Genomic DNA, 23,451 nt, shown 5'->3' on the forward strand with positions numbered 1-23,451 from the left:
GGCGCAATCATAGAATTTTGTCGATTATTTTCTTCAGTTTCCACGTCTTTGAATTATAAATTTCACTTAAGGTCTTCTCATAGCTGTCAATATGCTTCTGTTTCAACTGATTATCACTTTCTAAGTATTGTATGTGTTGACCTTTTAGCCTGTTATCTTCTTCAACGCTTTCGATGTGCTCCTGTTTTAATCGATTATCGTTCTCGATGTTTCCAATGTGTTTCTGTTTTAATAAATTGTCTTTCTCAAGGTTTCGAATATGCTCCTGCTTCAACTGAATTTCACTTTCCAGATGTTGTATATGCTGCTGTTTCAGCCTGTTATCATTTTCCAAGTTTTCGATATGCTCTTGCTTAAGCATAATATCGTTTTCGATCTGCAACATATCCGACTTGCTTGCCGATAATTCAGACTGGATTTCCACCAATACAAGTTCTTTTTTCTTCAGGTCCTTGTACATGCTAACAAGATTATCAAGGTAATATAGTTCTACATCCTTATCTTTATCGTCGGCATTGATCACGTCACAATATATCGAATACACAGTCTGTTCATATTCTTTAATAGTCGTTAGATCGCCAACAAGCGTTGTGCACAAATTATTATAATAAGCTCTGTCGGTGATGATTGTTTCAAGTTTGTTCGCTAAATCATCGATATTGCCGATTTCGAAGAATACTCCACCTCCCGAGAGCCTTTCCTTGAATGCACCGAACTGCGGAACCAATACGGGCACCTTCAACTGGAAAGCTTCAGAAAGGGCAAAAGAGTATGTCTCGAGAAATATGGATGGGAAAACCGCCAGATCAATATTCCGGGAAAAAAGATCTTTTCGTTCGTATGGCCCGTAAAAAGAAACGGGCAATCCTGCGGCCATCTCTTTCAACATCACTTCATAACGTTTATCATAAGCAATCCCCATTATGATAACCTCGAAGCCACGCATTCCCTTGCTGTAAAGCTTTTTCACCGCCTCGATGAGCAGATGAACACCTTTGTTATATCTGACAACCCCCCAGTATCCGACAACGAATGTGTCTTTAACCTCCCTCTTTTCATTCATGCACTTAATTTCACCAACACCATTTGGTACAACAATTACATGACCTATATTATAAAGTTCTATCAATTTTTCTTTAACAAACGATGTCGGTACAATAATTTTCGAAATAATTCTTAATTCCTGCTCCATTATTTTTTTTCTTAATACGGAATCGCACTCGAAAGAATCTTTCTGTAAGCATTCACCGCAATCGAAATCATGGCAGAAGCCATATTGATCCCTCAGATTGTCGAATCTCGGGCACTTTACATAGAAGTCCTGCAGCGTCGCCACCGAAGGGCAATTATATTGGCGACATATGGCGGCGATATTACCGGTCAGATTATGCCAGTGATGGATATGGGCAATGTCCGGTTTCATCTCCTCAAGCAGCTTCCGGACAAACACCTCTACAAGCGGATTATAAGGCTCGGCTATTTTTTTCGGATCATATTTTTCGACGTGAATCCGATATATCTCTATTCCATCAATAATCTCAAATTCGGGAAGCCTATTTAATGTGGGCATAATGATTATAACTCGATGTCCCGAAGCAATCTGAGCCTTGGATAATTCATGAACATAGATCTCCGTACCTCCGACTGATTCCGGCAAAAATCCATGTATGAAATGAAATATAATCATTTTCCGAGACGTTCCTCTAATTGCCGATAAAATTCTACCTTCAGAGATTGCCGTTTCTCTGAAAAAGGAAGCGGCGGTTCATAAAAAAGAACGAAATCTTTTATTCTTTGCTTTTCTAATCTAGCCAACTTTGAATAGTACGGCCACAATCCCTTCAAGATTAATTTGTACGCCTTTATTCTAACCAGCCTGAGACTTACAGAAAAGGCATGGTATGGATCGAACCCTTTTTCAGGGTCACCCTGAAGGACCTTTTTGAGAATCTCCTTTTCCTCGGGGGTTCCACAATGATGAATGAATGATATAAAGTAGTTGTGCCTTCCATCCTCAATATTTTCAATGATATCGGATGCATCCGCCAGCATTTCGATGCCGACGCCGAACAGGCGGAAATTTTCCTTCATCGACGCTATATTAAACGGTGAACTTACCCTTAATGATTCCATAATCACCGTTATCATCTGGTCATGATACCCGCCTTCGGCATTGATCAGTCCATTTTCAATCTCTGAAGGGGGAAGGATATCACCCTTTATAAATTCATACTTAATTACCTCTGCTCCCATTTTAAACAAGTGATCGAATATTGCCCTCTGCATCTCTCCGATGTCTTTTTCACTGAAGATTCGTATGCCCCACTTCTTTTTCCGCCTGTATTCCCTGTAACAATCCTCCAGCACCTTTGCAGTCATCCACATCTGCGTGGCAAGAGTAAGGCGAGGATGCTTTAAGGGTATATCAAACGGAACACTCCATACGAACTGGCCATCCGAAATGTCATCGGCAATTTCCACCAAGGCGCCATAACAGTAAGTTATTTCGCCCAGGAGTATTCTTTCGTGGAGCGGTATTTGCAGCTTCTCATAAATATACTGCTTTAAAATATGGAAATATCGCCACCCTGTCGACAGTTGGTTTCCCTTTGACATTGACGTCTTGAAAACAACATTCGCTTTATTATAAATATCTTCCTCGATAGCAAGATATTCACTGATTGCCTGCTCAAGCTCTATCAGAAGAGACTCAACGGTTTTCTCGATTTCATTCGTTACAATTACCATTCGATTATTCGAGCCCTCTTTTTCATGCAATGAAGCATCAACTGGGGAAAAGTCAAATCATGCATTGCTCACATGCGGGTCGTAAAAAGTCCTGCCAATCAGGAAAAGATTCGGCTTTCACTTTACAAGGAAAAGCCCCCCACATGCATTGACAACGATTATCTTTTTGCCGATGATATCGAAAGGCCCGCCAAAAGGCAACAAGCGATTATAGAACCAATGAGAATCGGCACGTGACCCGACCATCTTTTTCAATTCATACATCGTCTCATCGTTATAAAAAGAAATCCACTTGACCTGCCATCATCTTCCTGATAGACAATATCACCTTAAAATATATAAGTTTTTTTGGCACAGACCCCCGATCTACGCAACATTGGGAAAATTGAAGTTGGATGAAAACACACTTTGCGATGAAAAGATCATCATCAAGTGTGGTCCCCTTTCCTAGTCCTATTATTCATAACGAGATCTGTATAATAAATCGAGAATAGAGGATCTTTCTATCAATGAAAACAACCCTTATGATTTTAACGGTGGCATTCTGTAACGTTCTCAGCCAACTGGTTTTGAAAAAAGGCGTAATCTCTCTTGGCATCGACCGTGTTGATTTGTCTTATTTACCAAGGGTCTTCACATCACCGTATGTTCTTGCCGCCCTGACGATCCAGGTTTTCAGTTATATTGTCTGGCTCTTTGTCCTCGCAAAGGCAAACCTCGGATACGCTGCAGGGCTTTCTGGGGCCTTGTTTTACATCATACTGGCAATGCTGGGATGGATGTTATTCAACGAACGGCTGACCCCTCTGCAATGGATCGGCCTGGCATTGATCTCGTCCGGCGTGTTCTGTCTCGTTACCAGGACAATCTGATCTGATAACCGGTCATGACAAAAAAAATCGCCGTTATCATCAGCCCCAATTATCTCGATCATGCCGTAAAATATCTGCCCGATTGCATCGAAAGCCTCCGGAGGCAAGACTGGAGAGGAGAAAAAAAGATCTTTATCACAGACAACCAGACCACCGATAAAAGCTATGAATTTCTGAAAGAAACAGCTCCGGAGGTCGAGGTTGTCCGAAACGAAGAAAATGACGGATTTGCGAAGGGGAACAACGATGCAATGCGGTTGGCTCTACAAGAGTCCTTCGATTACATTATTTTGTTCAACATGGATTCCGTCATTGCGCCCGATTGCATCACTCAACTGGTGGAAACAGCGGAAAGAAGCTCCCTGATAGGCGCAGTGCAAGCCAGAATCATGTTTTGGCCTGAAAAAGACAAGGTAAACAGCTTGGGCAATGTGTCTCATTTCTTAGGATTCGGCTATTGCGACGGATATGGAGAAGGTCTGCGCGACGTGTCTTTACAAGCCATGAAGAAAATCTGTTATCCATCGGGTGCAGCGGTCTTGTATAAAAAAGAGGTGTTGGAAAAGGTCGGTCTCTTTGACGAAGAGTTCTGGATGTACAACGAAGATCAGGATCTGGGCTGGAGGATATGGCTCGCAGGGTGGCAATGCGTTCTTGCGGAACGTGCGATTGTGTATCACAAGTATGAATATTCACGGAACACCGGCAAATATTATTGGCTGGACAGGAACCGCATCCTGGCAATGCTCAAGAATTACCACATGGTCACTCTCCTGTTTATTTCATTTGCCTTTTTTGTCATGGAGTTTGGTCTCCTGCTCTTTGCTTTCCAGAACGGCTGGCTCAAGGGAAAAATGAACGTTTATAAATATTTCCTGAAAAAAAGAACCTGGCAATACATCGCAGCCGAAAGGGAAAAAACACAAGCGTTACGAAAAGTTCACGATCGGGATATCATTACGATGTTCAGCGGACGTATATGGTATCCGGAGATTGGAGGCTTGCAACTCCGGCTGGCTAACCAATTTTTTTCTCTTTACTGGTTCGCAGTCAAAAGAATCGTGGCGCTGAAACCGGCATCTATTGACTGACCCATTGCCGTCCCTTTTCGGCCCGTCCCGCAAATCTGTTCCTAAGGAGATGTACAATCTGGAGAATTTATTTATAAAAAGGAAATAATTCCATGAATGCCAGAGCATGCATCATCGTTCCGGCTTTCAATGAAGAAAAGCAGATTGCCGCGGTCATTGAAAGCATAAGACTACACAGCCGTGCCGGTATCATCGTCATCGACGACGGTTCCAGGGACCGGACGGTGGAAGTGGTTAAAGAAACAGGGACACTCGTGATACGGCACCCTTTCAATATAGGGTATGGCGTCGCGGTTCAGACCGGATATAAATATGCTTTTGAAAAAGGCTATGATTTTCTCCTTCAAATGGATGCCGATGGCCAGCACCTTCCACAATATATACCCGATCTTTTTGCCATGGTTGAGAGTAAAAAGTGCGACATAGCCATCGGCAGCCGTTTTCTGGGAAGTAGCTACTTCCCGGTGGGCTTGCTGAAACTGATGGGAATCAGGCTGTTCAGGATCATCATTAAAGTTACAACCGGCCAAACCATAACGGACCCGACTTCCGGATATCGCTGCATGAACCGCAAAGTTCTTGAGAAATTTACCGAAGACAGTTTTCCTGTAGACTACCCCGATGCGAACATCATGATCTTTCTCCACCGGATGGGCTTCAGAATCGCGGAACTGCCCGTGACAATGGCTCCGAACCCGGAGGGAAGATACATGCATCAGGGATTGTTGAAGATATCTTACTATGTTTTCAAAATGTTTTTATCCATTCTCGTGATTCTTTTGAGAAAAAAAGAAAACCAATAGAAGGAGACGGATCATGACAACCCATCAAGAGATCTTCGCTGTTATCATGAGTGTGACGATCTTTGTGGTCATCATAACCCTGGTGAGGAACCGCAAACTAAAAGAAGAATTCTCATGGTTGTGGCTGCTGATTGGAGTCGCCGTTATCATTCCCGTCTTCTGGTACGATTTTCTCGTTAAATTGACGTCTTGGATAGGAGCTGTAGAGGCAACAACGACGCTGTTTATCTTCAGCATCCTGTTTCTTTTTTTTATTGCGCTCCATTCCGCAATAAAGGTGTCTCAGATGAGCATTCAATTGAAGAATCTTGCCCAGCAAATAAGCCTGCTCGAAGCCGAGAAAGATCGTATATCAAAGCACATTGAAGAGCACACATGAATCGCCTCGACCTGCTTTTTTTAATACCTGGATCTCATGATATATAAAATCACAATCAATATTATCAGGGATTGAAATTATAAATATGCACATTCAATAACGGGTGAGAGCTGACGGCCCCTCATATATATAAAGTTGGAAACATAGATGGCTTTTATAAAGGACGGTGATCTTCCATCAAACAGGACCAAATTCACATGACGAAAGGAGCCGGCAAGCTAATTAAAGGATTCGTAGAAGGCTGTCGACATCTCGGTGCCTGGCCCGGACTTGCAATCGTAGCAGCGGTTTTCGTGGCGATGGCCGCGTGGAGCTGGCGCAAATGGCCTGACATCATTGTCGACTATGGCATGCAGCTCTATCTTCCCTGGCAGTTAACCCAAGGGAAGGTCCTCTACCGCGACATAGCCTACCTCCCGGGCGGGCCGATCAGCCAATACTTTCACGCCTCCATCTTCGAAATATTCGGGGTTTCCTACTTCGCAATCATTATTACGAGCCTGTGCCTGCTTGCCATATTCGTCGGTGTACTTTTTCGCCTGTTTGAAAAGGCCGCGGATCAATTGACAGCCGTCATGGTGGCTCTGACCACGCTCTGCATTTTTTCCTTCAGCCAATACGCAACACAGGCAAACTACAACTTTGTCTCGCCCTATTCCTATGAGGCGTTTCATGGCTTGTTGCTTGCGACAATGGCGATTGCAAGTCTGTGTCAATTCTGTGCCACGCGGCGCCGGTCGTGGATTTTAGTTTGCGGCCTGTGTTGGGGAGCCGTGCTGCTGACGAAGCCTGAGATCTTCCTGGCACTTAGTGCAGCACTATGTGCGGGTCTCTGCTGTGAGAGGTATGCGCGTCCAATACCTGAACATACGCACCGGTTCGCATACGCATTTCTGGCCGTCGGATGGGTGCTGCCCGTCGCGGTCTTCTTCGTTTACTTCTCTCTTACCTGGGACTTCGCACATGCTTCTCATGCAGTCCTGGGTCCATGGGTGCCGCTCCTTTCCACACAAGCCGCATGGAATCCTTTTTACGCATGGTGTCTCGGCCTCGACCGTCCTTCTTTTCACCTCATACAGATACTGCGGTTCGGGGTGGGCTTTCTTGCGGCCATTGCGATTCTGGCTCTATTCACACGCACTTTGGGGCAAAAACGAGGACCTGACACCGTCCTTTTGGGTATAATCGTCGTCGGTTTCTTGCTTGCAGCCGTCTTCAAGCTGCAATGGGCAGAGTGCGGGTATGCCCTTTTGCCGGCGACGTTGTCAGGAAGTGTTTTTGTCTTCTGGACATGGCTGCGGGAACGGCGTACGGACTCCGGACGGTTGTTGATGTTCCCGCTCGTGTGGGCCGTATTTTCGCTCGTGCTCCTTGCAAAAATGGGACTTTTTACACGCATCTGGCATTACGGGTTTTACCTCGGCATGCCCGCGGCAGCGTTCGTGGTCTATTTACTGCTCTGGCTGCTGCCGCGCCGGCTTATGCAATGGCAGGTGCAAGTTCCACTCTTTCGCGCGCTCGTATCTGTTTTCATCATCGTTTCGATGGTCCGGCTGATCGGCATGTCGAATGCCGTCTACCAACTCAAAGACTTGCCCGTGGGTGACAGTAGCAACCGTATATTAACAATAGGGCCGCAAGCCGATCCCAAGGGCTCCGCGGTGCGGCAGGCTGTAAATTGGATCAAGCAGAAAACGCCGGCATCAGCAACCCTGGCTGTCCTGCCTGAAGGCGTGCTTGTCAACTACTTGACAAGGAGACTCAATCCCACTCCCTATGTCTTGTTTGCCGTTCCGGAGATTGCAGCGTACGGTGAAGCTGCAATGCTCGCCACCTATGTCGAGCATTGTCCCGACTATATCCTTCTCGTCCACCGAAACAGTATCGAGTACGGCGTGAACTTCTTTGGCCAAGAGCCTGGATACGGCTTCGAAATGATGCAATGGATCCATGCCAATTATAAACCGATGTGGCTCATCGGTAATGAACCGCTCAAGACCGATGCTTTCGGGATTATGCTTCTCAAACACAAGGAGCTCATCAACTCCTGAGGATCATGGGGCAAACGATCTGCTCTTTGTTATGAATTTGCATGTTTCAGTCGCAAATGCTTAACTTGTTCCGCCTTGATCCCTTTTCATTTGTTAGTGAAGTCGATGAACGGGACTTATTCCAACACGGCTGGTAAAGGCATTCATCGCAAGGGACACATTATGTCAATCGGGCACCGGCAGGAACACCTCTCGACACGAAGGAAGCACATTTTTGCCTTCGTCTCACTCTTCACTTTTATCTTAATTATATATGGAAACAGTTTCCATGGAGCTTGGCAGTTCGATGACTTCGACAATATTGTGAATAATCCGCAAATTCGCACGAATGAATTGACAAAGGGGAGCGGCAAGCAAACATTTTCACCCATTCATTACCTCATATTGTCAAGACCTGTCGCAAAGTTAAGCTTTGCATTGAATTACTCATTGGGTGGTCTGAATGTTTTTGGGTATCATTTGTTGAACTTGATCATCCATTTCACGGCTTCCTTTTTTCTCTATTTACTTCTTTATAATACCCTGAATCTTCCTCTTCTGAAAAAATCCTATGGATATTTGTCTTATGAGATAGCTCTGCTGGCTATGTTTCTCTGGGCTTCCAGCCCCGTGAACGTGAATGCGGTAACGTATATCGTCCAGAGAATGACGAGCCTTGCGGGCATGGGCTACGTTTTATCAATGTATTTTTATCTCAAGGCACGGACGTCTGAGGGAAGAGTCTGGAAGATCGCTTTCTTTCTAATCTGTGCCATTACGGGATGCCTGGCGATCGGGTCCAAGGAAAATGCGGCCACGTTGCCGGTCTCAATCTTTATTTACGACCTTTTTCTGATTCAGGGGACTACCTTCGAAAATATAAAAAAGCACACCCCGATTATAATCCTGTTTCTCACGATGGTCATTTCGGGAACGGTTTACCTCTTATTCTTTACTCCCATCGTAGATTATCAATATTGGACGTTTACCATGGGGGAGAGACTCTTGACCGAGCCGCGGGTCTTTCTTTTTTATATCAGCCTCCTCCTCTATCCTGTTCACTCTCGTCTTGCTCTTGATCACGATTTCCAAATCTCAAGATCATTTCTTGAGCCTTGGAGCACCTTGCCGGCAATTCTGATTATTCTGTTTCTGCTCTTCTATGCCTTCCGAATGTCCAAGAGACATCCACTCCTCTCTTTTTGCATTCTTTTCTTCTTTCTAAATCACCTGATAGAGGGAACGATCATTCCTCTGGATCTTGTCTTTGAGCATAGGAACTATATCCCTTCCATGTTCTTTTTCGTTCCTTTTGCGATTATCATAACCAAGGCATTCCATCACTTTAGCTACAGAAAATCTTTGCAATTGGTGATTTTCTGTTTCATGACATTCATCCTCGTAACCCAGGGATACACCGTTTCCGCGCGGAACGAAGTCTTCAAGTCACCGGATAGTCTCTGGAAAGACAGCGCTTTAAAATCTCCTTTTCTGAGCCGCCCCCGGGCTTCACTGGGATTTATTTATGCCGGTCAGGGAAATTTTCAGAAGGCGATAGAAGAAATTGAAACAGCCTTGCAGTTGTCGAGATATGCCGACCTGGAGCAGTTGGTACTATATCACGTGAGTCTCGGTTCGTTCTATTTCGTTGCTAATTATAAAGACGATTTATCACTGTCACATTACGAAAAGGCTCTTGAGATCAGCCCTCGCATTGCATCCCCATTGGTATACCACAACATGGCCTTCATAATGCTGAATCGTGGTAACCTTGGAAAAGCACATGAATACGGAGAAAAAGCCATATCCTATGCCCCAAACAATGAATTGGCTCACAGCAACTTCGCACGAATTCTTCTTAAGGAAGGAAAACTGAAAGAAGCCATCAATGAGGCGTCTCGTGCCCTTTCCATTCACCCTGATTTTCCCGCCTCACTTGCTGTGTTGGGCGAAGCCTATCGTTTAAATGGGAATTATGAACGTTCAGAACACTACTGGGAAGAATTTATTAAATTTGATCCAACAAACATCCCTGCTTTTCTCGCCTTGCTCGAACTATCTCATCTGCAAGGCAAGAAAGACAAATCTGCAGCTTTGATCAAGAAACTTCTTGTGCTCAGCCAAGGCAAAAGCATCCTCGAAGTACTCAAGCAGAGCAATGTTAAAAATTTTCCCTATACCCCTGACCCCCGGATCATATCGATGCTTTTCCAGAAATATCATAAAATCAATAATCCAGAGAATACCGGGTCATAGGACTTGTAAAAATATTCTTTTCCATTGAATCCATTTCCACGAGTCTGTACCTCGCTTCCTCGTTCCTTGGATTTATCTTCAGCAGCATTTGAAGGTGATGCTTTGCTTTTTCGATATTACCATTTCTATATTCAATAACTGCAAGGTCATCATGAGCGACGGGATGCATTGGATTGATATTCAGGGCTTTATGATAGTTATTAATACCTTCCTCTATCCTTCCACTTAGATACAAATGCCTTCCCAAGCGCCAGTATATATCCTGCCGATAACGGTCGTCTTTTAGCTTCTCTATCATATGGACAAACAGTGTCTCACTGTTTGTCCATATTTTTATTTGTTTATATGTTAACGTGGTCATCGACATTATAACAATGATCATCGATACTGACACCATTGCCAATACATGCTTTCTATTAACATTATATATAACAAAAGCAATGAGCACCGAAATACACATGGAGGCCAATATGGAATACCTATCTGCTGTATAGTGAGGATGCTCGAAGAACCCGAGCAATGGAATCATCAAGGCAATGTATGATAATACCAGTGCAAATCCAAGCGGCCATTTTGTTTTATTAATATATAAGATAGTAATTATAGAAAGGACAAACATAGCACTCAGTAAGAACGGCATAGATAGAGGGTTGAATGAAACGAGGGTATTATATACGGGCGACAAATCGAAAGGATAAAACGGTTTATATATGTAATAGAACAATACATACATTGCCTGCATGACGCGATCAAACAAACCAAACTTTTCTAACGGTACGGGTGGCAGCCAGACTCTCGGCGCATTCATGCGCACCATAACAGATATCAAGCCGAACATTATCGCTGGAAGTGCAAATATTATTTTTTCATACAGTATATTTCTTTGTTCGGTTGTCTTCCCCCACCCATTTTCTCCCCCCATCCTTTTAAAGAGATAAACATCAAGAATAACAAATATTAAAAAATACGTTATCCCGATTGCATATGAAAACAGGGACATTATATAGAATATCAAGGATAATACTATGAATACACGGTATTTTTGTCCGCCATATTCAGAATCATTGGCTTTCAAGTAACAGAGTGTTGTCAGTAGTAAGAAGAATACCGCCTGGCAATATGTTCGATCCGTCGCCCATGCGACCGGTTCTACCCGCAGCGGGTGAATCGCCCAGAACAGCGCTGCTGCAACAGCCGCAATATTTAAAGCCCAATTTTGTCTTCCGGGTTCACTACGCTTATTAACAGGGAGCCAAAGCAATATCTTTCTGATGATGAGAAACAATAATCCGGAGTTTAATCCATGCAAGAGCCAGTTTCCCATATGATAACCAAATGGATTCAATCCGAAATACTGGTATGTAATACTCCAACCTATTAAGGTTAACGGATTATAGCGCATCATTGTATCAACATCGGTAAAAGCAGAGAATATAAGATTAATACTTAACGGACCAAGCTTCGGATTTTTATATATGATCAGATCATCATCCCACATGACAAATTGGGCTGTCAGGACTTCTGAAAACACTGCACAAACGACGGTAGTTATGATCGCTGCAATGTAGAGGTGATAATAACGATTTGTATTATTGACTAGTTCCATCATTATCCGAAGATGTCGATTAAAGGTGGATAGTTATCATGACAATGCGATATATTATAAAAAGGTTCTCAGTCGATTTATTCATCATGAGTACGATAATAAAATATGCAGCTCGGAAGACTAAAACAACTCCTTATAGTATCTGGATATTCTAAAATTGTTAAATCTATCGTCATCATTAATTTTGTTTTTAACATCGAAACCATTTTTCATTGCCAGGATCAGATAGCTTTTACATTCCTCAAATCTTTGCTGCCTTGCAAATACACCTGCAATCCGAAACGCCGTTATTCCTCTGTCCAATGTCCCCATTTCATATATTTTCCGGTATTCAGCCAGCGACTGATCATATCGCCCGGTATTCTCATACATGATCGACAAATTAATCCTTGCCTGAATATCATTCGGACCATATTCTACTGCAAGTTGATAATGTCGGATTGCACCCTCTTTATTTCCGAGTTTCAACAGTACAGCACCGTATGTATTATGTGTTGCGCTGCTATGTGGATCAATGAGCAGGGCATGTTCAAGCAACTTCTTCGCTTCTTCAAGATTTCCTTGTTGATATTCATTAAAGCCATAATTCAAGTACGCTGGAAGAAACATTGGATTTATTGAAATGGCTTGGGTATAATATTTGGCGGCATTTTTATAATCACCTTTTCTCGTCAGACATAAACCATAATTGTTTTGTGCAAGCTCATACATCGGATTCGCTTCTATCGCTTTACGAAAATATTCCTCCGCTTCATCCTTATGTCCCAAATTATATAATGCATCGCCGATACCATTGTAAGCAATACAGTTCGGGCCGGTGACTGCAAGAGCTCTCGTAAACAATGCATACCCATTTGAGAAATACAGATTTTGCGTTCTTGTTATGGGAATCATCAAAGCAAGTATTGTCAGAAAGATAACATATTTCAAAACAGTAGAGTATCGGCCTTTCAATAATGCGTTGCATTCCCATACTAATAACAAGGAAAGACCGATCATCGGTATATACATGAACCGGTTTGCCATCTCGGGCCATAGCCCCGCCTGGACCAATCCTCCGGCAGGCGCAAGGGCAACAAGAAACCACAACCAACCGACTGTCAGCCAGGGACGATTTCTGCGCAAGAAAATAGCCGCGATCGTGATTATGATAATGCCCGATAATGATAGCAGAAAATATGACAGGGGAATATTCCCGGGAAACGGATAATATATCGCATAATCGAAAGGCCAAAAATAATTCTTCAAGTATTTAATAATCGAAACAAATAAATTATAGATTCTTAAATCCAGCGGTATTCTATTATGATCGATGACGATGCTTGACATCGAAATGAGCGACAAATACGACGATATTAAGGACAGCACTACAAAGGGAATCTTTTCCGCAACAACAAAAACGAACATTCTTGATTTTACTACACGAATGATGGAATGAATCGAAATTCGTTGAATCTTATCTTGACCATTGTCAATACGTGACATCATAGCCGCACTGAATCTTTTAAGAGGCCAGTAATCTAGAATTAGAAGAAGAAAAGGGAACGATAAGATACTTGGCTTGCTCAAAAGACCCAAGACGAAGAGAATCAAAACACCGAAATAAATCAAGATACTTTTATCCTTCACATATCTTATATAAGCGTGAATCGATATCAACAAAAATAACGTACTCAAAAGGTTCTTTCGCTCTGTAACCCATGCTACAGATTCGATTTGAATGGGATGAACTGCAAACAGCAGAGCTACCGCTCCCGACGCATAGGGTGCACCCGTCATTCTGAGAATAAGCCAATATAAGAGGAGCGCGTTGAGAATATGGATGATCAGATTGGTCAAATGATGTTTTCCAGGTGCAAGGCCATACATCTGGTAATCCAGCATATGAGAGATCCAGGTTAAGGGGTGATAATATGCAATACCGGTGAAACCGAACGCCCATTGGACACTCTCGGGAGTCACACCTTTTTGGACGTTTCTATTAGCCGAAACGTATTCCTTGTCGTCGATGTTAAGAAATTGATGATACCGGACGTCACTGTAGGCAACAATAGTCAGAATCATGATCGCAATCGGAATAATCAGCTTTGCGATAGTGGCTTTTTGTTTATTACCAAGCGGTTTCATCAGAATACCTGCAAAGAAAAATAGCTGACCAGTATACTGGTCAGCTATTTTGATTAACCTGATTAATTTTCGTCACAGAATGCACGAAATCTTCTGATTCACACAGTCATGCCAGTCTCAGACAGACTAAAACAGCTTAAACGTTTTAATCGAATAGGTTGTGCTGACCCCCGTCATGTAATCACCAGTCGGCCCAACCGTGACGGTAGCCGTGTAAGTACCGGCTGTGCCCGCGATCGTTCCCTGAAAATCTCCGACGGTGACCGGAGACGTCGCGGTGAAACTGGTTGCGCTCGCCGTCCCCTGAAGCAGTTTCTGTCCATATTCCATCGACGCCGCGGAGATCAATCCCGAAAGCGCACCCGCAACGGCCTTGTTCTTGGCATCCGCCTGCATATCGAGGTATTTCGGAATGGCGATTGCCGCGAGAATTCCGAGAATAACCAGAACCGCGATGATTTCGATCAGCGTGAAGCCCTTCTGATTCCTTTTTTTCAGCATCTTTCTTCCTCCTTCATGTTTTATATTAGTAGGTTCATAGAATATCCCGCTCAAGTCTTTGACAGATGTGTGTCTTCACCTCCCTTCAGCAATAAATAAATTCTAGATGATTATATGCATACAACATGCCAGCATGGCACCATGCCCGCATTATCATCAAATAAGCAACAGGTCCCTCAAACTATAATGATCAACGGACATTCCGAAGCAAGTTTCAAAGAGGATGAGCCCTTTTGAAGGCCGTTTATTCCCCTGCAAAGTCCCTGATTCAAAATCATGATGGTTAATCTACAAATTTTGTAGCTTTCTTTATCGCAGCTGCGTCTATGCCGTATTTCCGGATCCGGTGCCAAAGGCTCCTTTGGTTTATTCCCAGAATCTCTGCCGCCCGAACCTGAACCCCTCCCGCCCTGGTAATCGCTTCGATGATCATCCCTTTTTCAATCTCACTGAGCCGGTCGTCAAGTGTATTTCCTTCTGTTACGGAAAATTCCTGCTTGAGTTGAATTCTGCTGCTCTCGCCTCTCACCTCGGGAGGCAGGTGCATCATTTCGATATCATTCTCTGCGATCACGGCCGCTCTTTCTATCACATTGCGTAACTCCCGCACGTTTCCCGGCCATGAATAACCAAGTAGAACGTTCATCGCCTCCGGTGTAATCTTCTTTGCTTTTTCCTTTGCGTTCAGAAAATGATCCACCAGTGCTGGAATGTCTTCCTTGCGTTCACGTAATGCGGGGAGCCATATTGAAAATACGTTTACCCTATAAAAAAGATCTTCGCGGAAGGTTCCTTCCTTCACCATTTCACGCAGATCTTTGTTTGTAGCGGCTATAAAACGAACATCCACTTCGATCTGTTTCGTACCACCGACTCTCTCGAACACCCTCTCCTGCAGGACTCTCAGCAATTTTGCCTGCGTTGCCAGGGGCATGTCTCCTATTTCATCGAGGAAGATTGTTCCCCCATCAGCCAGTTCAAATTTACCTTTCTTTTGCGCGATTGCTCCCGTAAAAGATCCTTTCTCATGGCCGAATAGCTCACTTTCAAGAAGTCCTTCCGGAATTGCAACGCAATTTATAGTAATAAATGGTTTTTTGCTACGCGTGCTGTGTTCGAAGATTGCAGTTGCTACAAGCTCCTTTCCCGTTCCGCTCTCCCCGGAAATCATGACTGTTGATTCCGTCGGCGCCACTTTCACGATCTGGCCGAAGATCTCGCGTATACTCCTGCTCTGGCCGATGATTCCCGGAAATAGCTCTCTTGCTTCAACTTTTGATAGGATGTTTGTAACTTGAGACAGGACGTCTGAATATCGTTGAACTTCATCCCTCTGTTTTTTTTTCGGCACCAACTCGTTTTCAGAAGGTGGCGGCAGCAGATTGAGGCTTTCCGTCTTCTGGACGAATTCCTCGACCGGTTTCAGAATCGTCCACAAGATTAAAAATGCTACAACAAAAGTAACGGCCCCCAATGAAGCCGCCCAGATTAGTATCTGTGTAAAATCAACCGAACTCAGTTTCTGCTCATACGTGATGAGCCTGTATGTCACCAATATGCTTATGATCGGAATACCGCTGAATATCAAAGGAATGATGACATATAAGCTTACATTTATCCTTTTCCTCTGCTTGATCTGCATGATGCGCGCACATTTTCTGTATCTCTATTTGGCAAGCTTCGTCATATCCCACATGGGCAGGAATACTGCGAGTGCAAAAAATCCAACGACCACGGCAAGTCCAACAACCAGGATCGGTCCTATCAGGTCCGAGAGGCGTTTGACCTGATATTCCACCTCTTCGTCGTAATGCTTGGATATGACCCTCATCATTTCTTCAATATTCCCGGATTCTTCGCCAATTGCCACCATGTCTACTACCATGGGAGGAAAATATTTCGCCCTTCTCAGCGGCTGGGCAAGCCCCAAACCCTGCTGCATCATTTCCTGCACCCTTGCAAACTCCCTTGCAATGGCCGAATTGCCGATTGTTCCGATCAGAACCTTCATGGTCGTCAGGATCTGTACGCCACTTGATTGAAGGATGGAAAAGATGCTGGCAAACCGGGACATGGACGCCTTCTGGAAAAGAGACCCTAACAGCGGCAGTTTCAATAGAAACCTGTCTCTTGCCAAAGCACCTCGTTCTGTCTTGAAGTAATAGCGTAGACCGAAGATGATCAGGAAGACGGCTGCAATAATGATATGCCAATAGTTGTTCAGGAACTGATACAGCGTCATGGCTGCTTTCGTCGGCCATGGCAGTTCAATGCCTGCCCTCAAAAAAATCCCTACGAATCTTGGAATCACGAATGTCAGAAGAACAACAAAGGCGATGCTCAAGGCTACCAGAACGATAATTGGATATTGCAGTGCTGCCTTCACGTCCGATCTGATCTTGTGTTCATGTTCCAGGATATAGCTCAAACGCTCCAAGACATCCGGAACCGTCCCGCTGACCTCTCCCGCATGGATCATGCTGCGGTACAGGGGGATGAAAACCTTCGGATGCTTTTCCATTGCGTCTGTCAGGGTGGCTCCCCCCTTGATGTCCATGTCCATCTGGCCGATGGCTTTCTTCAGGATCGCACTCTGAGTTTGCGCCTCCAGAACCTGAAGCAGCCTGAGAATCGGAACCCCGGCAAGAAGGAGAGTCCGGAACTGCTTGGTGAAGAGAATCAATTCCGGGGGACTGACAGAACCAAAGGTAGCGTTCAATTTGGCCATGAAGCCTTTTTGTGTGCCGGCATCCGCAGAGGTGACCTTGGCGGGGATAAAACCCCTGGCCGCAAGGATGTTATTCACCATTTCCGGTGTGTCCGCCTCGATGGTTCCGGAAACGGTCACTCCGTTTTCATTGATCGCCTGGTAGGCGAAGGTGGGCATGAGAAACCTCCCTTGGTATTTATACCATGACGGATGATGCCGCCTCTTCCAGTGTTGTGATCCCTGCCAGAACCTTGGCTGCTGCGTCTTCCTTCAATGTCCGGAGTTTACCCGCCGCTACTGCAGCTCGAGTGATGTCCTGGCTCGATTCCTTTCTCAGGATCATCTCTTGGATCATCTCGTCATTAACCAGGACCTCGAAGACACCAGTTCGTCCCCTGTATCCCGTGTTCAGGCACTGATAGCAACCCTTCCCCCTCGTAAAATTGGCATCTCGGGCATTCTCCAATCCCCACGCCTCGAGGGCCTTGCGGGGCGGCTGATAGGATTCCTTGCAATAGGGGCATACCGTCCGAACAAGCCGCTGGGCAAACGAAACGAGAAGGATCGAGGATACGAGAAACGGTTCGATACCCATATCGATAAATCGTGTAATCGCCCCGGCTGCATCGTTCGTGTGAACCGTACTGAAGAGGCGGTGTCCTGTCAGGGCTGCCTGAACTGCGATGGAGGCGGTCTCGGAGTCGCGGATTTCACCGACCATGATGACATCCGGGTCTTGCCTGAGAATGGAGCGGAGACCGCTCGCGAAGGTCATGCCGGCTTTGCGGTTTAGCTGAACCTGGCGGATGTTGTTCACCCGGTATTCGACTGGATCTTCCAGTGTGATGATATGAATGTCGGGTCGATTGATTTCGTTCAGAATTGAATACAGGCTGGTGCTCTTGCCGCTTCCGGTGGGTCCCGTGCTGAGGATCATTCCGTATGGTTTCTGGCTCATGGCCTCGATCTTCAGGCGGTCATCCTCGCTCATGCCCAGGCGATTCAGGGTATAGATTCCCGTTCTCATATCGAGGAGACGGAGCACCACGTTCTCGCCGTAGATGGTCGGCATGGAGGAGACGCGGACGTTGATCTCCCGGTTTTCCATCTTGAGTGTAAAACGTCCATCCTGAGGCATTCTTGTGACTGTGATGTCCATGCCTGCGAGGATCTTGAGCCTGGCAGTGATCGGAAGTCCCAGGGACTTTGGTGGCGAAGGCACCTCGTATAGCTTGCCGTCGATGCGAAACCTGAGCGAGATATTGTGCTGCTGGGGGCTGACGTGGATATCGCTGGCGCCTTCCCGAATGGCCTGGGAGAAGATCGAATTCACCAGCCGGATAACCGGGGCTTCCACAGCCATGTCCTGCAGGGTGGACACCTGGATATCCTGCTGGGCGGCTTCCTTTTCCTGCTCCAACTCTTCCGTTTCGATCGTGTCGAGAACCGTGCTCAAACCGGTTTGCGCGCCGTACATGGTGTTAAATAGCTGATTGAACTCCCGCTCCGTGCAGATGACCGGCTCTACTTCGGAGTCCGCTGTGATCTCGATGGCATCCAGCACATTGATGTCCAGCGGATCGGTCAGCGCAACCGTCAGAAGGCGCCCCCGTTTCCTGATCGGGACGACCTGGTTCTTCTGTGCGAAGTCTGAAGGGATCAGGATGGCCAGGTCGATATCAATGGGGTACTGTTCCGGACGGTACTGCTCTATCTTTAGCTGACTGCTAAGCAAATCGATCACCTGGCTCTCTTGCACAATCCCCTGTCGTGTCAGATATTGCCCCAGTCTGACACCGGACTTCTTGTGCGAAGACAGCGCCTGTGAGAGTTGATCCTCTGTGATAAGCCCGTTTTCCACCAGCAATTCACCCAATTTTTTTTTCACTCTCATGTCCGTCCCCTTTTCCATTTATAGCTGAGAGAAAAATACCGTGTCGGACTCCCACTTTCCGTTCAATACTTTAACTCCCGATCGGATCGAAGGTGGGAGTTTCCGGATATAGATGATCGCCGATGCCTCATCGATGAAATGCTCTCCCGATACAACCGAAAACACGGTTCCTTCACGACTGTTCCAATAGGCAAGCATCTTCAAGTCTGTGATCTGTTTCTGCCGGTCACGCAGAATCCTGTAGGCTTCATCCAACGTATGCCCGCTTGCGATCTGGACCCAGACACCTTTGTTGGCAGTTGGATTCGCGGCCTGAACGGCGGGGAATTGAAGGACCTTTCCCGCCGGCACCCGGTTCAAATTCTCAATGTCCGGGTTCGCTTTCTGAAATGCCTGGTAGATTCCCAGGTTCCACTGGCCATAGACGTCACTCAGGATCCACCAGACCGTTCCTCCTTGACTGATGGCAATGCGACCGAGCGTTACCGGTATTTTGGCAGCCTCCACGAGCTTTTCTGCAGGAGGCTGCCTGGAAGCTTCCGAAGCCACTGCTTTAACGGGCGGATTGACAGCCACGACCGCCTGCGCAGGTTGAGAAACCTCCGGGATCCGTGCAATGGATTGCTTCTTCGCGTCAACGCCGAAGGTTCTCACGAGGTCCGGTGCCTGGATCAGCAGACCGCCGACAATCAGCAGCATCAGAACGGCAAAAGCCACCTTCAGCGTCTTGCCCCGGAACCGGTCATACATTGCAAGTCGCTTTGCACAGGCCCAGACAAGGGACGAGTCCGCTTTTGCACGATTCTGAATGATGAGAGCCAGAAGGACTTCATGGCATAGCGTAATGATCTTCCGAGGAAACCCGCCCGTGGCAAAATGTACGGCCCACAGAGCCGGTCGGGTAAAGAGCTTCGGGATCCCATCTTGACCGCTGGCCCGGGCAATCCTGAATGTAACCATGGCCTGGGTCTGCCGGAACCGGAGGGGCTGGAGGCGATACAGGAGGTTGATCCGATCCGTGAAATTGGGATGATTCTTCAGGATCTCTTCGAATTCGCTCTGGGCGAAAATGACAATCTGCAGGAGCTTGAACTCGTTTGTCTCGTAATTTAGAAACTCCCGGAGAATCTCGATGGAGGTGGACGACAGCTTCTGTCCCTCATCGATGATCAGGACAGTGATCTTCCCTCCGTCCACTCCCTGCTGATACAGGTAATTCTTGATGTTCTCCCGGAGTTGCCACTCCGTAACCGGTCGTTCCGGGATCCCGAGTCCGAATGATTCGGATATCGTGGTCAGACATTCGATGGCGCTTCCGAAATCGGGGTCCAGTATGAGGTGAGTGGCAATCCTGCCCCTGTCTTCATCTGACGACCCCAGGCGCTGGATCATGCGTCGGCACAGGGTGGTCTTGCCCGTCCCGACGTCACCAATGACAACATTCAGGCCGCGGCGCAGGCGGATGGAGAGTTCCAGTCGCTGGAGGCACCCCAAGTGCTGGTCGGACTCGAAAAAAAAATCCGGCTCCGGCGAGTTGGAAAAGGGCTCTCTCTTAAGATGTAGGATCCTGAAGTAGTCCATAGCGCACTACCGCCCGTACATCCGTGTACGAGCGGCCCGTGGTTGATATCCCGATGGATGAGACTTCTGCCTACTTGACCGGTTTTGTATCTTTTGTTTCCACCTTCCATGAATCAACGCTGGAGGTCTTCTGGTACTGTGGCAGAATCTTCGGGGTCACGAAGACAAGCAGCTCTTCCATGGCATCGCTCTTGTTGTCGCTCTTGACGAGCCACCCCAAGACAGGAACGTCCTTCACCCATGGAAGCCCGGTATCCCGATTGTCAACTCTCTGTTTGCTCAAGCCGGAAATGACGATGGTTTCTTCATTACGGACAATCAGGTTTGTTTCCGTCTGCTTTTTGATAATGAACGGGTAGCCCGATCTCGTGGTCCGAGTGAGATCCACTTCATTTTTCTTGACGTTGATTGACATCTTCAGGTGAACATCATCAATCACATGGGGCGTAATTTCGAGCCGCAGGACCGCATCTTCCCAGTTAACCGTCGTGGTGGAAGTTGATCCTGTGGTGCTGGTCGTTTCGTAGGGAACCCGCTCTCCGCTTTCCGTATAGGCCTTCTGGTTGTCCAAGGTCGTGATTGACGGGCTCGAAAGGATGTTGACCTTGCCGTCGGTCTGGAGAGCATTGAGCTGAAGTTCCAGGATATTCCCGCCGATGGTTCCATACATCAGCCCGAGAGCGCCAAAGCCTCCGGCTGCATTTGAAAGGGCCGTACCGGGAAAATTCAATCCTATGCCCTGTCCGGACAGCCCGTAGCTTCCGATATCTCCGCCAGTTCCCCCCGATCCGAGAGGATTATACCCGCCGGCTATGGGGTTTGTCGGCAACGTGCCCACCGTATTGGTTCCGCCGGGAGTGACCCAATAGCTCTCTTTGCCGAATGTATTCTGATAGCCGCCGCCCCATTGAACACCGAGACGCCGGGCAACATCCTTCGTCGCCTCTACAATATGTGCCTTGATCAGAATCTGCGGGGTAGGCTTGTCGAGCCTTTTGATGATGGGGATCATCTTTGTCAGGTCGTCTCGAATGGCCTGGATGATCAGGGAATTCGTATGCTTGTCCAATTTTACGGAACCGCGGAACGTCTTGCCGTCCTTTTCCTTCGTCAGGAAGGTTTCAAGATTTTCCCTCAAACTGTTTGCGTCGGCATAATCGACCGGCACAACCACGTTCAGGAGAGGTTCGACCCGTCGGACATCGCTCTCCTGGGTCTTTCGCTTGAGGTCCTGCTCCTTGTCCGCTTCGGTCATGACCCGGATGACGTCCCCTTCCCAGACGTAGCTCAATCCGTGCGTATTGAGGATGCTCTCGAACGCCCGGTCCCAGGGAGTGTTGTGGAAATCGACGGTGATGTCCCCCTTGATGTCGTTTTTCACCAGGATGTTCCGGTTCGCCGCCTTGGCAAGTGACCGGATTACCGCTTTGACCTCCGCCTGGCGCATCTTCAGGTTGACTTTCATCTTGGGGAGATGGCGCCCTGCCGTCGCACGCACCTTTTCATCAGCCAGGCGAGCCTCTTCCTTGGCCACGAGTTCATCGAGATCGAACTCACGAACCCTCGGCGTCGGCGAATTCCCCGTTGATTTCTCCGATAGGGTCTGCCACTTTTCAAAGAAGGGGTCCTGCTTGACGTTCAGAGGCTTTGAGCAGCCCGTCAGGGCGAAAACAAAAAGCAGGATGAAGGCGAACCCGAATAAGGAGCTTCTCATCCCGGGAGCCAGGCTCCTCGGAGCTTTTTCCGCGATCCGATCATTCCTGTATGAGAACATCAAACTTCACTCCTTCCAGTTTTTTTTCGATAACCACTTTAGACTTGTCGATAGCCCTCAACACATACCCCTCTTCCACCAGCGGTTCACCCGCAAAATATTCAACCCCGTTGATGATGGCCACCTTCCTCCTGCCCGAGTCCAGGTATCCGGTATAGGCAAAGGTGATCGTTTTGCCGGCCTCGGCAGCCTTGGCCTTCACGAAGCTTTCCTGAAGTGAGGCGTATTCAACATAACCGGCACGCTCAAAGAAAGGATCCCTTCCCCATGGCGTCTCAGCCCGAATGGCGGCGTAAACCTCAAATTCCCCGGCCGCATCCGCGCTCAAACCCGTATTCACATCGGACACGAATTTCTTGACGTCCACGGCGGGGGCTGCCATCTCGGCAGGGCCTTTCGTAGCCAGCCTGGGTTTGAGAAATTCATAGGCGCCATAGAGAATGGCTAAAACCATGAGGGCCAGGATAACGATCTGTCTTGTGTTCAGTTTTGGCATCGTCCGCCCGCTCGCTTCCTTAAGATTATGAGGGTTCTCAGCTTAATGCAACCATGAGGCTCATTTTCAGTTCAAGCCCGGTCTGGGATGGCCTAACCTCAATCGCATCGAATCGCTCGACGTAGGACAGTCCTCCGAGGGCCGTGATAAAATTACGGAACTGGGGCATCCCGCCACGCACAATGACAACCACCGGTGCAATTTTCGCGTCCCCGGGTATGGACCCGAGTTCCGGATTGACGGACATGACCTCCAGTTGAGAAGCCCGGGCCAGCCCCTTGACGGTTACGGCAGCCTGATCGACCTGCTCTTTTGACAACCTGGTACGAGCCGGCATCGGCAGGGTTGTAGGTATCTTTTTGTCGGACATCTTCTTCTGAAGCACCTGGTACAGCGGTCCCAGCTGTTCCTGTTCTTCGATCTTCAACACCAGGTCTTTCTCCTTGCCATCGAGTGAGGTCAGGAAATACCCCATCGGCAGGAGGACGATGATGATAATGAGGGCAACCACACCAAGGCAACCAACCATATACCTGAAGCTGCTCTTGGGCATCCGAAAGGTTTTTTTCTCTTCTTCCATGCC

At 46.9% G+C, this 23,451-nt stretch carries 18 protein-coding genes; 6 read left to right on the forward strand and 12 right to left on the reverse strand.

Going from position 1 to position 23,451, the window contains the following annotated elements; all coding sequences use genetic code 11:
* Positions 1-7 precede the first annotated feature (7 nt).
* Positions 8-1,687, reverse strand: a complete 1,680-nt coding sequence (locus HPY65_12680; protein NPU85326.1) for a glycosyltransferase — start codon at positions 1,685-1,687, stop codon at positions 8-10.
* Positions 1,684-2,748, reverse strand: coding sequence for a hypothetical protein (locus HPY65_12685; GenBank protein ID NPU85327.1), 1,065 nt, complete (start codon positions 2,746-2,748; stop codon positions 1,684-1,686). The genes HPY65_12680 and HPY65_12685 overlap by 4 nt, the downstream gene beginning before the upstream one ends.
* A gap of 509 nt (positions 2,749-3,257) precedes the next feature.
* On the opposite strand from HPY65_12685, the gene HPY65_12690 reads away from it, so the two are divergent.
* The 6 genes from HPY65_12690 to HPY65_12715 all read left to right on the forward strand — a co-directional run bounded on the left by HPY65_12690 (position 3,258) and on the right by HPY65_12715 (position 10,179).
* Positions 3,258-3,620, forward strand: coding sequence for a hypothetical protein (locus HPY65_12690; GenBank protein ID NPU85328.1), 363 nt, complete (start codon positions 3,258-3,260; stop codon positions 3,618-3,620).
* A 14-nt stretch (positions 3,621-3,634) separates the two neighbouring features.
* Positions 3,635-4,711 (forward strand): glycosyltransferase family 2 protein, encoded by a 1,077-nt coding sequence (locus tag HPY65_12695; GenBank protein NPU85329.1) that lies wholly within the window; start codon positions 3,635-3,637, stop codon positions 4,709-4,711.
* Positions 4,712-4,803: 92 nt separating this feature from the next.
* Entirely contained in the window at positions 4,804-5,514 is a 711-nt protein-coding gene (locus HPY65_12700) for a glycosyltransferase family 2 protein (protein ID NPU85330.1), read from the forward strand.
* A 13-nt stretch (positions 5,515-5,527) separates the two neighbouring features.
* On the forward strand, positions 5,528-5,893 hold the full coding sequence (locus HPY65_12705) for a DUF2304 domain-containing protein (GenBank protein NPU85331.1): 366 nt from the start codon (positions 5,528-5,530) through the stop codon (positions 5,891-5,893).
* Positions 5,894-6,090: 197 nt separating this feature from the next.
* Positions 6,091-7,944: a hypothetical protein gene (locus HPY65_12710; protein ID NPU85332.1), complete on the forward strand. Its 1,854-nt coding sequence runs from the start codon at positions 6,091-6,093 to the stop codon at positions 7,942-7,944.
* 105 nt (positions 7,945-8,049) lie between these two features.
* A complete protein-coding gene (locus tag HPY65_12715; protein NPU85333.1) occupies positions 8,050-10,179 on the forward strand; it encodes a hypothetical protein in 2,130 nt (709 codons plus the stop codon).
* Here HPY65_12715 and HPY65_12720 read toward each other — a convergent pair.
* From HPY65_12720 to HPY65_12765, 10 genes are all read right to left on the reverse strand, one after another.
* On the reverse strand, positions 10,151-11,788 hold the full coding sequence (locus HPY65_12720; GenBank protein ID NPU85334.1) for a tetratricopeptide repeat protein: 1,638 nt from the start codon (positions 11,786-11,788) through the stop codon (positions 10,151-10,153). The two genes, HPY65_12715 and HPY65_12720, sit on opposite strands and share 29 nt — an antisense overlap.
* A 117-nt stretch (positions 11,789-11,905) precedes the next feature.
* The gene (locus HPY65_12725) at positions 11,906-13,912 is read right to left on the reverse strand and encodes a tetratricopeptide repeat protein (protein ID NPU85335.1); all 2,007 of its coding nucleotides are present in this window, start codon (positions 13,910-13,912) and stop codon (positions 11,906-11,908) included.
* Between the two features lie 126 nt (positions 13,913-14,038).
* Complete coding sequence (locus tag HPY65_12730; protein ID NPU85336.1) at positions 14,039-14,413, reverse strand: prepilin-type N-terminal cleavage/methylation domain-containing protein; 375 nt, start codon at positions 14,411-14,413, stop codon at positions 14,039-14,041.
* Positions 14,414-14,696: 283 nt separating this feature from the next.
* Complete coding sequence (locus tag HPY65_12735) at positions 14,697-16,055, reverse strand: sigma-54-dependent Fis family transcriptional regulator (GenBank protein ID NPU85337.1); 1,359 nt, start codon at positions 16,053-16,055, stop codon at positions 14,697-14,699.
* Between the two features lie 24 nt (positions 16,056-16,079).
* Complete coding sequence (locus HPY65_12740) at positions 16,080-17,300, reverse strand: type II secretion system F family protein (GenBank protein ID NPU85338.1); 1,221 nt, start codon at positions 17,298-17,300, stop codon at positions 16,080-16,082.
* A 19-nt stretch (positions 17,301-17,319) separates the two neighbouring features.
* A complete protein-coding gene (locus tag HPY65_12745) occupies positions 17,320-19,017 on the reverse strand; it encodes a type II/IV secretion system protein (protein NPU85339.1) in 1,698 nt (565 codons plus the stop codon).
* A gap of 18 nt (positions 19,018-19,035) precedes the next feature.
* A complete protein-coding gene (locus HPY65_12750) occupies positions 19,036-20,598 on the reverse strand; it encodes an AAA family ATPase (protein ID NPU85340.1) in 1,563 nt (520 codons plus the stop codon).
* Between the two features lie 70 nt (positions 20,599-20,668).
* The gene (pilQ, locus tag HPY65_12755) at positions 20,669-22,312 is read right to left on the reverse strand and encodes a type IV pilus secretin PilQ (GenBank protein ID NPU85341.1); all 1,644 of its coding nucleotides are present in this window, start codon (positions 22,310-22,312) and stop codon (positions 20,669-20,671) included.
* Positions 22,313-22,352: 40 nt separating this feature from the next.
* Entirely contained in the window at positions 22,353-22,868 is a 516-nt protein-coding gene (locus HPY65_12760) for a hypothetical protein (protein NPU85342.1), read from the reverse strand.
* 37 nt (positions 22,869-22,905) lie between these two features.
* Positions 22,906-23,448 (reverse strand): hypothetical protein, encoded by a 543-nt coding sequence (locus HPY65_12765; protein NPU85343.1) that lies wholly within the window; start codon positions 23,446-23,448, stop codon positions 22,906-22,908.
* Positions 23,449-23,451: the final 3 nt, after the last annotated feature.

Source organism: Syntrophaceae bacterium (assembly GCA_013177825.1).
In the GTDB taxonomy this organism is placed as follows: domain Bacteria; phylum Desulfobacterota; class Syntrophia; order Syntrophales; family PHBD01; genus PHBD01.

What these genes read in the sequence shown, in the direction of transcription:
- HPY65_12680 (NPU85326.1), bottom strand. Translation starts at nt 1,687, where the DNA reads ATGATTATATTTCATTTCATACATGGATTTTTGCCGGAATCAGTCGGA.
- HPY65_12685 (NPU85327.1), bottom strand. Translation starts at nt 2,748, where the DNA reads ATGGTAATTGTAACGAATGAAATCGAGAAAACCGTTGAGTCTCTTCTG.
- HPY65_12690 (NPU85328.1), top strand. Translation starts at nt 3,258, where the DNA reads ATGAAAACAACCCTTATGATTTTAACGGTGGCATTCTGTAACGTTCTC.
- HPY65_12695 (NPU85329.1), top strand. Translation starts at nt 3,635, where the DNA reads ATGACAAAAAAAATCGCCGTTATCATCAGCCCCAATTATCTCGATCAT.
- HPY65_12700 (NPU85330.1), top strand. Translation starts at nt 4,804, where the DNA reads ATGAATGCCAGAGCATGCATCATCGTTCCGGCTTTCAATGAAGAAAAG.
- HPY65_12705 (NPU85331.1), top strand. Translation starts at nt 5,528, where the DNA reads ATGACAACCCATCAAGAGATCTTCGCTGTTATCATGAGTGTGACGATC.
- HPY65_12710 (NPU85332.1), top strand. Translation starts at nt 6,091, where the DNA reads ATGACGAAAGGAGCCGGCAAGCTAATTAAAGGATTCGTAGAAGGCTGT.
- HPY65_12715 (NPU85333.1), top strand. Translation starts at nt 8,050, where the DNA reads ATGAACGGGACTTATTCCAACACGGCTGGTAAAGGCATTCATCGCAAG.
- HPY65_12720 (NPU85334.1), bottom strand. Translation starts at nt 11,788, where the DNA reads ATGATGGAACTAGTCAATAATACAAATCGTTATTATCACCTCTACATT.
- HPY65_12725 (NPU85335.1), bottom strand. Translation starts at nt 13,912, where the DNA reads ATGAAACCGCTTGGTAATAAACAAAAAGCCACTATCGCAAAGCTGATT.
- HPY65_12730 (NPU85336.1), bottom strand. Translation starts at nt 14,413, where the DNA reads ATGCTGAAAAAAAGGAATCAGAAGGGCTTCACGCTGATCGAAATCATC.
- HPY65_12735 (NPU85337.1), bottom strand. Translation starts at nt 16,055, where the DNA reads ATGCAGATCAAGCAGAGGAAAAGGATAAATGTAAGCTTATATGTCATC.
- HPY65_12740 (NPU85338.1), bottom strand. Translation starts at nt 17,300, where the DNA reads ATGCCCACCTTCGCCTACCAGGCGATCAATGAAAACGGAGTGACCGTT.
- HPY65_12745 (NPU85339.1), bottom strand. Translation starts at nt 19,017, where the DNA reads ATGAGAGTGAAAAAAAAATTGGGTGAATTGCTGGTGGAAAACGGGCTT.
- HPY65_12750 (NPU85340.1), bottom strand. Translation starts at nt 20,598, where the DNA reads ATGGACTACTTCAGGATCCTACATCTTAAGAGAGAGCCCTTTTCCAAC.
- pilQ (NPU85341.1), bottom strand. Translation starts at nt 22,312, where the DNA reads ATGAGAAGCTCCTTATTCGGGTTCGCCTTCATCCTGCTTTTTGTTTTC.
- HPY65_12760 (NPU85342.1), bottom strand. Translation starts at nt 22,868, where the DNA reads ATGCCAAAACTGAACACAAGACAGATCGTTATCCTGGCCCTCATGGTT.
- HPY65_12765 (NPU85343.1), bottom strand. Translation starts at nt 23,448, where the DNA reads ATGGAAGAAGAGAAAAAAACCTTTCGGATGCCCAAGAGCAGCTTCAGG.